Genomic DNA, 9,457 nt, shown 5'->3' with positions numbered 1-9,457 from the left:
CAGCAGCGGCTTGCGGCCGACGCCCTCCTTACGGTTCGACAGACCGGAAACGCCTTCGGCATTGTAGCGATGAACCCAGTCCCGCAGCGTCTGCCGATCCATCCCGCAGGTCTCTGCCGCAACCGCTCGCGGCACGCCCTCCAGCACCAGTGCCAGGGCCAGCATGCGGCGCGCCGCCGAGGCGTCACGGCTTCCCGCCGCCAGGCGTCGCAACTCCGACGCCGTATGGTCCTTCCGGTCTACCGACACCGCCATGATCCGCCCCTTCCGCCCTCAGGCGCAGCGAATCACACATCGACAGCGCACCAACATCACCATCGAGTCAGCCATTCAGGGCGCTGGTATCAGACCCGCTGCAGCGGTACCCGCGTGCACAGCCAGGCCGCCACCGCCGTCAGCAGCGCCGCCGCGCCGAACAGCGCGCGAAAGGCGTCCAGCAGTTCCGACTGGAACAGCGCCCGCCCGTCCGGTGCCAGCCCGGCCAGCGCGCTCGCGCCCTGGTTGACCAGCGCCACGAACAGCCCCGCCGCATCGCCCGGCGCCACCACCAGCGCGCCGAACAGCACCGCGCCCAGCAGCGCCGTGCCCGTGGCGGCGCCGAGCGATCGGCTGAACTGGACGGAGGCGGTGGCCGATCCCAGCCTCTCCCGCCCCGCCGCCACCTGCACCGTGACCTGCACCATGGGGAAGGAGGATCCGAAGCCGAGCGAGGCCACCGCCAGCAGTACCGCCAGGACCGGCATGGGCAGCACGCCCGCCCCCGCCGCGATGACCGCCAGCGCCATCGCGGCCGCCGTCAGCCCGATGGCGGGCCAAACCAGCGTCCGCCCCGTCCGCGCCAGCCCCGCCCCGGCCATCAGCGCGCCGAAGCCGGAGCAGGCGGAGAGCGGCAGCAGCGCGAAGCCGACCTCGGAAGGGCTGAGACCCCGCACCGTCGTCAGGTAGATCGGCAGGAAGGCGATGGAGCCGACGAAGGCGCCGTTCACCAGCCCGGTCATGAGGTTGGTGCGCCAGATCGTGGCGTCCCCCAGCAGGTTCAGCGGCAGCAGCGGGTCCGGCGCGCGGCGTTCCTGCCGCAGCAGCAGCCAGAGTGCGATGCCCGCCACCAGCGCGAGCGCGCCCGCAACCAGCAGCGGCAGGGGGGTGAGCTTGCGGGCCTGGTCCAGCGCCAGCAGGGCGGGCGCCACGAACAGGCTGAACAGCACCAGGCCGCCCCAGTCGAAGGCGAAGCCACGCGGCGATCCCTTCGCGGTGTTCGTCAGCCGCGTTACCGCCAGCCAGGCCGCCAGGATCGCCAGCGGCAATTGCAGCATGAAGACGCTGCGCCAGCCGAACTCCCCGGTCAGGAACCCCCCCAGCACGGGGCCGAGCGCACTGGCCCCCGTGAACACCGCCGCGATCCAGGCCTGGAAGCGCCCGCGTTCCCGCGGCGGCACCACCTCCGCGATCAGGGCGACGGATAGGCTGATCAGGCCCCCGCCGCCGAAGCCCTGGACGATGCGCGCCGCCGCCAGCCAGGTCAGCGATGGCGCGACGGCACAGGCACAGGCGCCGGCGGCATAGAAGCCCAGCGCCACCAGCAGCATGCGCCGCCGCCCGAAGGCATCGCCAAGCCGCCCATAGACTGGCGCCGCCACCGTATTGGCGACGAGGTAGAGGACGACGATCCAGGAAACCCGCTCCACATCGCCGAGGCTGCGGGCGATGGCGGGCAGCGCGGCTGCGACCAGCGTCTGATCGAGCGCGGCGCCGAACATTGCCAGCGCCACGGCGGGGAAGATGCGGAAGAAAAGCCGTTTCAGCTCGGCAGGCGGGATCAGCGCGTCGGCAGGGGGCATGCGACGCGGATCATCCCATGGGCGCCGGGATCAAACGACCCCGGTGCGGCCCATCTCGAGAAACTTCTCGCGACGCCGGGCGCGCAGCGTGGCGCCATCCAGCGCCATCAGCGGCTCCAGGCAATCCCACACCTGGCGGGACACGGCGGCCAGGATCATGGCGTGGTCGCGATGCGCGCCGCCCAGCGGTTCGGGGATGATGGCGTCGATGAGGGCGAGCTTGCGCAGGTCCTCCGCCGTCAGGCGCAGCGCCTCCGCCGCCTGGGGGGCGTTGGCGGCGTCCCGCCACAGGATGCTGGCGCAGCCCTCGGGCGAGATGACGGAATAGATGGCGTGTTCCAGCATCAGCACGCGGTCGGCCGCGGCCAGCGCGATGGCGCCGCCCGATCCGCCCTCGCCGATGATGGTGGCGACGAAGGGGACGGGCGCGTCGAGCCCGGCCTCGATGGAGCGCGCGATGGCTTCCGCCTGGCCGCGCGCCTCGGCCTCGATCCCCGGGAAGGCGCCGGCGGTGTCGACGAAGCTGATGATGGGCAGGCCGAAGCGGCCGGCGAGTTCCATGATCCGCTTGGCCTTCCGGTATCCCTCCGGCCGCGCCATGCCGAAATTGTGCTTCACCCGGCTTTCGGTGTCGCGCCCCTTCTCCGTGCCGAGCACCGCGACGGCGCGGCCCCGGAAGCGCCCGAGCCCCGCCAGCACCGCGGCGTCATCCGCGAAGGCACGGTCGCCGGCGAGTGGCGTCCACTCCTCGATCAGGCCGCGGATGTAGTCCGCCGCCTTGGGTCGTTCCGGGTGGCGGGCGACCAGCGCCTTCTGCCAGGGCGTAAGCTTCGCGTAGGTCTGGCGCAGCAGCGCCTCCGCCTTGTCGCGCAGCTTGCCGACCTCCTCGGCAACATCGATGCCGCCGGCGTCGGTCGCGCGGCGCAGCTCCTCGATCTTGCCTTCGAGCTCGGCGATGGGCTTTTCGAATTCCAGGAAGTGGCGCATGGGGCGGGAGGCTTAGCCCGGAACGGTGCCGGGCGGAAGCGCTCCCGCTCCATGCTCAGGAAGCCGGCTTCAATCCGCGTTCGCCCCGCTGGCCCGGACGATGGGCGCCCATTTCGCCGTCTCGTCCCGGATGAAGCGGGCGAGTTCCTCGGGGGAGGAGGGGGTGGGCTCCACCCCGTGGCGGGCCAGGTGGGCGCGGACATCGCTGTCGGCCAGCGTGGCGCGCATGGCGGCGTTCAGCCGGTCCACGATCGGCTGGGGCAGCCCCTTCGGTCCGACCAGCGCGTACCAGTTGCCGACCTCGTAGCCCGGCAGCGTTTCCGCCACCGTCGGCACGTTGGGCATCAGGGATGACCGCTGCAGCGTCGGCACCGCCAGTGCCCGGAGCTTGCCGGCCTCGATCTGCGGGATGGCGGTGGGCGCGGTGGAGAAGGAATAGTCGATCTTGCCGCCGACCATGTCCGTCATCAGCGGGCCGCCGCCGCGATAGGGCACGTGCACCGTCTTGATGCCCGCCATCTGGTCCAGCAACGCCCCGGCCAGGTGCCCCGCGCCGCCAACGCCGGAGGAGCCGTAGGTGATGGTGTCGGGCCGCGCCCGGGCGGCGGCGATCAGCTCCGCCACCGTGCGCCAGGGGCGGTCCGCCGGCACCACCAGCACGTTCAGGATGGAGCCGGACTGGCTGATCGGCGTCAGGTCCGACTGCGGGTCGAAGGGCAGGTTGCGGTAGATGGTGGGGTTGATGGCCAGCGCGGCGATGGTGCCCATCAGCAGCGTGTAGCCATCGGGCGCGGCGCGCACCGTCATCTCGGTCGCCAGGTTGCCGCCGGCGCCGGGGCGGTTGTCGATCAGGATGGTACCGCCCAGCGCCTGCTGCAGCTTGGGCTGCATGGTGCGGGCCGTCAGGTCCGTGCCGCCGCCGGCCGCGAAGCCCACGATCATGCGGATGGGGCGGTTCGGATACTCGCCCCCTGCCTGCGCGAAGGCGGGGCAGGGCAGTATGGCGGCGGCGAGGCCAGCGGGAGCCAGCGCGGCAAAGCCACGGCGGGTGATGGTCATTCGTTTCCTCCAGCGGGGTTTTTTTCAGTAAAGCCCGCCGCGCGTCCCGGGGCCAGCGGGAAGCGATCAGCCCTCCCGCCAGGGATGGGCGTTCCAGAGGGTCTGGTACCGCGTCTGCAGCGCGCGCAGCTCCGCCGCATAGGCATCGGGCGCCAGGAAGCGCAGCGGCAGGTTCTGCTGCACGGCGGATGCCTGGAACTCCGGATGTTCCACCGTGCGGCGGACGGACAGCGCCAGGCGTTCCAGCACGGGGGCCGGCAGCCCGGCGGGGGCCGCCATGCCGCGCATCGAACCCTCGATCACGTCGAAGCCCTTCTCCCGCAGCGTCGGCACCTGCGCGAGGGGCTGCCACCGCGTCTCCCCCATTTGCGCCAGGGGCCGCAGCACGCCCTGGTTCATCTCGTTCACCCCCTCCGCCACATTCATCACGCCGACCGGAATGGCGCGGGAGAGGAGGTTCTGCTTGACCTGGGCGCTGCCGCCGAAGGGCACATGGAGGAACTTGGCGCCGCTCGCCCGTTCCAGCGCCAGCATCGCCAGGTGGTCGTCGGACCCGATGCCGGTGGTGCCGTAGCCGATCGTCTCCGGCCGCGCGCGGGCTGCGGCCAGCAGATCCTCCAGCGTCCGGTAGGGGCTGTCGGCCATCACCCAGAGCCCGCCCGGATCGTCCACGATGTTGCCGATCAGCGTGAAGTCGGAGAGCTGGAAGCGCGTCCGCCGCTCGATCGGCAGCGTGACGATATGGGGCGTGTTGATGAAGCCGATGGTGAGGCCGTCCGGCCGCGCGCGGGCCAGTTCGGTGAAGCCGATCTCGCCCCCCGCGCCGGGGCGGTTTAGCACCACCACGGGCTGGCCGAGGTCGCGTTCCATGAACCGCGCGATGGTCCGCGCCGCGAGGTCCGTGCCCCCGCCGGCGGCGAAGGCGACAATCATGGTCAGGCCCCGGTCGGGGGTCCAGGCGACCTGCGCGGCGGCGACGCGCGGCAGCAGGGCAGGGGCGGCGAGGGCGGCCGTCAGCGCGCGGCGGCGGGTGAACATGACGTCGTCTCCCGTTTGGGTCGTTAAGTGACGGTCATGTGACAGCGCCCGCGGCGGCCCGCAAGCGACCCCGGGCAGGCGACTCCCGCCGCCTCGCTCAGGGCAGCAGGATGGGTGCCAGCCCGTGGCGGGTGGCGGACCGGGTGATGGTGCCGTCCAGCCGCGCGCGTTCCAGGAAGGCATTCACCTCGTTCAGCCAGGCCGGGTCGTTGCGCTGCACGGCGTAGGCGTAGAGCGTTTCCCCGAAGCGGCCGGGCGGGTCGATGACGCGGGCCCAGTCATGCATCAGCACCATGCGGCGGGTGTAGGGGTAGTCGGACATGAAGACGTCGGCGCGACCGGACAGGATCTCCCCCTCCCGCGTCCGCGGCATGCGCACGACCATGAGTTCCGCGTTGCGGAGCGAATCGCGCATCAGCGGTTCCATGATGGTGCCGGCGGCCACCGCGACCACGGTGCCGGGGCTGTCGATGTCCCGCCAGGCCTGGATGCGGGTGTTGGTGCGCGTCGTCACCGCATAGACGGGGCTGGCCAGGTAGGGCTTGGAGAAGGCGATCCGCTGCGCCCGCGGCGGGGTGATGCCCACCGCCATCATGGCGATGTCGCAGGCGCCGTCGTCGATCCTGTCCATGAACTCGCCGAAATTCGTCTCGACGAAGGTCAGGCGGACATTCAGCCGGGCGGCGAGCGCGCGGGCCATGTCGATGTCGATCCCCTCCAGCTCCCCGTTCCGCGGGTTGCGGTAGGAGATGGCGAAGTATTCCGGCCACATGCAGACCCGGACTTCGCCTCTGGCGCGAATAATGGGCAGTCGCTCCGCCCTTGCCGGGGCGGCGGCGGGGGGCGTGGCCGCAGCGGTGTTCGGGATGGCCGGCGGATTCTGAGCCGGAATCAAGGGTGTACCGGAGCCGGACTGTTGCGGTATCGTTGTTTGCGCCAGAACGCCTTCACCGCGCTCGCAAAAAAAGACGAACAGGCCGATAATGGCTGTCGCAAAGATGGTCCCACGCATCGCCCTACTCCGTGCCGCCTTCAGGCGTTCTCTTGGCCTCGGTGCGCCGAAGCCAAGCGAGCCGCGCCCGTGGCTGCTCTTCTCGGCGGCGGTCGGCCTCGTCGCCCTATGCCTGCTGGGCATCTACAGCATCTTAATGCACCGCGGCCAACAGGATGCCATCGCGGAAGCGGAACGGTTGACCCAGGGCGTGGCCGCCGGGCTGGCGGACCAGCTGACCCGCGCGATGCAGACCGTGGACCTGGTCGTGATGGACGTGGCGGAGCGGCTGGTGGAGACCGACCCCGCCACCGTCACCCGCCAGATCACCGGCCGGATCCGGGATGTGCCGCAGATGCGCGCCCTGCTGATCACGGACGCGCAGGGCTTCATCATCGCGAGTTCCGTGGAGGGGCTGCGGGAGGCATCGGTAGCGGACCGCGAATGGTTCCGCCTGCTGCGCTTCGGCAACCAGGCGCTGCGGCTCGGCGCGCCGGAACCGGGGCGCTTCATCGGGCCGCAGGGGCGGACCATCGCCCAGGCCGGCGGGCTCTATTCCATCCCCTATGCCCGCGCGATGCGCGGCGCGCGGGGCGAATTCCAGGGCGCCATCGTCGTCGTGCTGAACCCGGACTATCTGGTGGGCGTGGCGCGGCGCCATGCCGATGCCTTCGGCGCCATCGTCCGCGTCCATTCCTTCCAGGGCCTGCTGCTGGCGCGGTCCGACGGCGCGACGCAGGGGGTGGGGGAGCTCAATTCATCCTCCTGGATCTTCCGGGACTTCCTGCCGCGGCGGGAGACCGGGACCTGGGCCGGCGTGGACCAGGATGCGTCGGAGGTCGTCGCCTCCTTCGCCGTCACCCGCCAGGGCACCTTCGTGGTGGAGACGGCGCGCAGCCGCGTCGATGCGCTGGATACCGCCAATCGCCTCGGCGCCCTGCTGGCCGCGGGCGTCGCCGCCGCCGCGGTGGTCACGCTGGTGGCGCTGTGGCTGCTGGTGCGCCAGGCCCAGGCCCTCAAGATGCAGGGCCAGCGCCTGACGGAGAGCGAACGCGCCGCCGTCGCCGCCAGCCGGGCGAAGGAGGAATTCCTCGCCTCCATGAGCCATGAGATCCGCACGCCGATGAACGGCGTGATCGGCATGACCGGCCTGCTGCTGGACACGGGCCTCGACCCCGTGCAGCGCCGCTATGCGGAGACGATCCAGGGCAGCGCCGAGCACCTGATGATGGTGCTGAACGACATCCTCGACTTCTCCAAGCTCGAAGCCGGCGCGCTGCAACTGGAAAGCGTGCCCTTCAACGTGGAGCAGGAGATCGCCACGATCGTGGAGCTGTTTGCCCCCCGCGCGGCCGCGAAGGGGGTGGAACTGGTCTGCGCGCTCGCCCCCGACCTGCCCCACAAGGTGGTGGGCGACCCCGGGCGCATCCGGCAGATGCTGTTCAACCTGGTGGGCAACGCCATCAAGTTCACGGAGACCGGCTGGATCCAGGTCGCGATCTCCATTGAGGCGGAGCTGGATTACTGGCGGCTGCGCGTCTCCGTCTCCGACACCGGGATCGGGATCGAGCGCGACAAGATCGGCATGCTCTTCGAACGCTTCACCCAGGCCGATGCCTCCATTCGCCGGAAGTATGGCGGCACGGGCCTCGGCCTCGCGATCTGCAAGAAACTCGCCGAGGAGATGGGCGGGGGCATCGAGGCGGTGCCGCGCCTGGCCGGCGTGCGCAATGGCGGCGGCAGCATCTTCCGCTTCACCGTCAAGATCGGGCGGGTGGAGGGCGACCAGCTGCCGCTGACGGGCCTGGCCGGCCGCCGCATCCTGGTGGTGGACGATTTGCCCCTGAACCGGGAGATCATGGTCCGGCAACTCGCCGGCATGGGGGCGGAGGCGATCGCGGTGGCCGATGGCGGCACCGCGCTGGCGGCGCTGCGCCAGGCGGCGTCCCAGGGCCGGCCGTTCGAGGCCGCGGTGCTGGACGGGCAGTTGCCGGATGGCGACGGGCTCGCCCTCGCGCGGCGCATCCGGCAGGAATGGGACGCCTTCGGCCGGCCGCGCCTGCTGCTCTGCGCCTCCGGCTCCACCGATTCGCGGGAAGCCAACGGCCAGGGCGTGCTGGACGGGCTGCTGCTGAAGCCCGCCTTGCCGACCAGGCTGCGGGACGCGCTGCTGGTGGCGCTGGCGCCGCCCCGACCCGTGGCCGCGCCCGCCCCCCGGGTGGAGGCGCCGGTCGCCGTCGATGCCGCGCCGGGGCCGCAGGTGCGGGTGCTGCTGGTGGAGGACAACCCGACCAACCAGCTGGTGATGAAGACCATCCTGAGCCGTGCCGGCGCTTCCGTGGTGGTGGCGGGCGATGGCCAGCAGGCCGTGACCGCCGCCCGCGCCGCGCAGTACGACGTGATCCTGATGGACCTGCAGATGCCCGTGATGGACGGGCTGGAAGCCACGCGCGGCATCCGCGGCCATCCCGGCCCCAACCGCCGCACCCATATCATCGGCCTGACCGCCGCAGTCGGCCCCGAATTCGAACGGCAATGCCGGGAGGCGGGGATGGACGATTATGTGGGCAAGCCCGTGCAGCGGGACCTGCTGCTGCGCAAGCTGGGCCTGGCGCCGAAGGCGGCGGGGTCCCAGGCCGCGTGATCCCTGCGGAATCAAGGGCCTGGCGGGCCAATCGCGGTATTTTTTAGGAATACTGCCCTTTTAGCCGATTATGCCATTTATGCGTGTTTAGAACCGCATTTCGGGGCACGGGGCTGGCGGGCGGCGGGGTGGGTGGGCATGGCCCGGCCGGGGATTTAGGCATATTATCCTTGGTGCCGCTGGCGGTCAATCGAGATCCAGCCCCTCCAGCGCCACGGCCAAGCCGCCGCGGGCCTGGCGCTGCGCGCCGGCGGCGATGCCGGCGATGGCCCAGCCATCCCCCTGCCTGACCAGCAGCGGACCGCCGGAGGCGCCGCGCGTGGCGGCGCAGCCATGGCGGATCAGCAGGCGATGCGCCTCGTCCCGCAGCGGCGCCGCGATGGCGCAATTCGTGTCGGCCAGCAGCACATGGGCGCGGTCCTGCTGGAAGCCGGCCAGCATGGCGGGCGTGCCGGCGGCGGGTAGGGCCGCGCGCGGCAGAACGGGGCCGGGCAGTGGGGCGGCGAGGCGCAGCAGCGCCCAATCCGCGCCGAAAGGCCCGCGCGAGGCCGGGTCGAAGCCCGGGCCGAGGCGGATCTCCCGCGCCGTCGCATGGGCGCGGAATTCGCCGCGATCATAGCCGGCCAGCACATGGGTGCGGCTGGCCAGCACCGGATTGCCGGTTTGCGGCGCCACCAGGCAATGGGCCGCGGTCAGCACGCGATCGGGGGCGATCAGGGCGCCGGTGCAGCGCGTGCCGGCCTCGGTCTGCACGCGCACCAGGCTGGACCAGGGGGCGGCGCGGATATCGACGGCCTGGCGGGCCTCCGCCGCCGGGTCGAGGCCGGGGCGAGGCAGGGGCTGCGCCGCGGTGACGGCCGGGAGGAGCAGGGCGAGGATCAGCTTGGGGCGCATGCGCCA

General features: G+C 71.6%; 8 protein-coding genes. 1 reads left to right on the top strand and 7 read right to left on the bottom strand.

The features are described from left to right. The 6 genes from BM041_RS23900 to BM041_RS23875 all read right to left on the bottom strand — a co-directional run. Positions 1-255 (bottom strand): helix-turn-helix domain-containing protein (locus BM041_RS23900; RefSeq protein ID WP_245762243.1); only part of this gene is annotated, 255 nt, incomplete at its 3' end. Positions 256-344: 89 nt separating this feature from the next. After that, positions 345-1,838: an MFS transporter gene (locus tag BM041_RS23895; RefSeq protein WP_092962422.1), complete on the bottom strand. Its 1,494-nt coding sequence runs from the start codon at positions 1,836-1,838 to the stop codon at positions 345-347. A 30-nt stretch (positions 1,839-1,868) separates the two neighbouring features. Next, positions 1,869-2,825 (bottom strand): acetyl-CoA carboxylase carboxyltransferase subunit alpha, encoded by a 957-nt coding sequence (locus tag BM041_RS23890; protein WP_092962421.1) that lies wholly within the window; start codon positions 2,823-2,825, stop codon positions 1,869-1,871. Positions 2,826-2,894: 69 nt separating this feature from the next. Next, the gene (locus BM041_RS23885) at positions 2,895-3,884 is read right to left on the bottom strand and encodes a Bug family tripartite tricarboxylate transporter substrate binding protein (protein WP_092962420.1); all 990 of its coding nucleotides are present in this window, start codon (positions 3,882-3,884) and stop codon (positions 2,895-2,897) included. Between the two features lie 66 nt (positions 3,885-3,950). Further along, the gene (locus BM041_RS23880; protein WP_092962419.1) at positions 3,951-4,922 is read right to left on the bottom strand and encodes a tripartite tricarboxylate transporter substrate binding protein; all 972 of its coding nucleotides are present in this window, start codon (positions 4,920-4,922) and stop codon (positions 3,951-3,953) included. Between the two features lie 97 nt (positions 4,923-5,019). Next, positions 5,020-5,694 carry a substrate-binding periplasmic protein gene (locus tag BM041_RS23875; protein ID WP_217648828.1) on the bottom strand — a complete coding sequence of 225 codons (675 nt, stop codon included), beginning with the start codon at positions 5,692-5,694 and terminating at the stop codon, positions 5,020-5,022. A 376-nt stretch (positions 5,695-6,070) separates the two neighbouring features. On the opposite strand from BM041_RS23875, the gene BM041_RS23870 reads away from it, so the two are divergent. Next, complete coding sequence (locus tag BM041_RS23870; protein ID WP_175534127.1) at positions 6,071-8,557, top strand: hybrid sensor histidine kinase/response regulator; 2,487 nt, start codon at positions 6,071-6,073, stop codon at positions 8,555-8,557. A gap of 186 nt (positions 8,558-8,743) precedes the next feature. Here BM041_RS23870 and BM041_RS23865 read toward each other — a convergent pair whose 3' ends face one another. After that, a complete protein-coding gene (locus BM041_RS23865) occupies positions 8,744-9,451 on the bottom strand; it encodes a trypsin-like serine peptidase (protein ID WP_092962416.1) in 708 nt (235 codons plus the stop codon). Positions 9,452-9,457 lie beyond the last annotated feature (6 nt).

Source organism: Falsiroseomonas stagni DSM 19981 (assembly GCF_900114315.1).
GTDB lineage: Bacteria > Pseudomonadota > Alphaproteobacteria > Acetobacterales > Acetobacteraceae > Falsiroseomonas > Falsiroseomonas stagni.
This window is presented reverse-complemented; position numbering and strand designations above follow the sequence as displayed.

Bases quoted from the DNA above. Each gene is read 5' to 3' on its own strand.
- BM041_RS23875 (WP_217648828.1), bottom strand. From the start codon at position 5,694: ATGTGGCCGGAATACTTCGCCATCTCCTACCGCAACCCGCGGAACGGG.
- BM041_RS23865 (WP_092962416.1), bottom strand. From the start codon at position 9,451: ATGCGCCCCAAGCTGATCCTCGCCCTGCTCCTCCCGGCCGTCACCGCG.
- BM041_RS23895 (WP_092962422.1), bottom strand. From the start codon at position 1,838: ATGCCCCCTGCCGACGCGCTGATCCCGCCTGCCGAGCTGAAACGGCTT.
- BM041_RS23885 (WP_092962420.1), bottom strand. From the start codon at position 3,884: ATGACCATCACCCGCCGTGGCTTTGCCGCGCTGGCTCCCGCTGGCCTC.
- BM041_RS23890 (WP_092962421.1), bottom strand. From the start codon at position 2,825: ATGCGCCACTTCCTGGAATTCGAAAAGCCCATCGCCGAGCTCGAAGGC.
- BM041_RS23870 (WP_175534127.1), top strand. From the start codon at position 6,071: ATGCACCGCGGCCAACAGGATGCCATCGCGGAAGCGGAACGGTTGACC.
- BM041_RS23880 (WP_092962419.1), bottom strand. From the start codon at position 4,922: ATGTTCACCCGCCGCCGCGCGCTGACGGCCGCCCTCGCCGCCCCTGCC.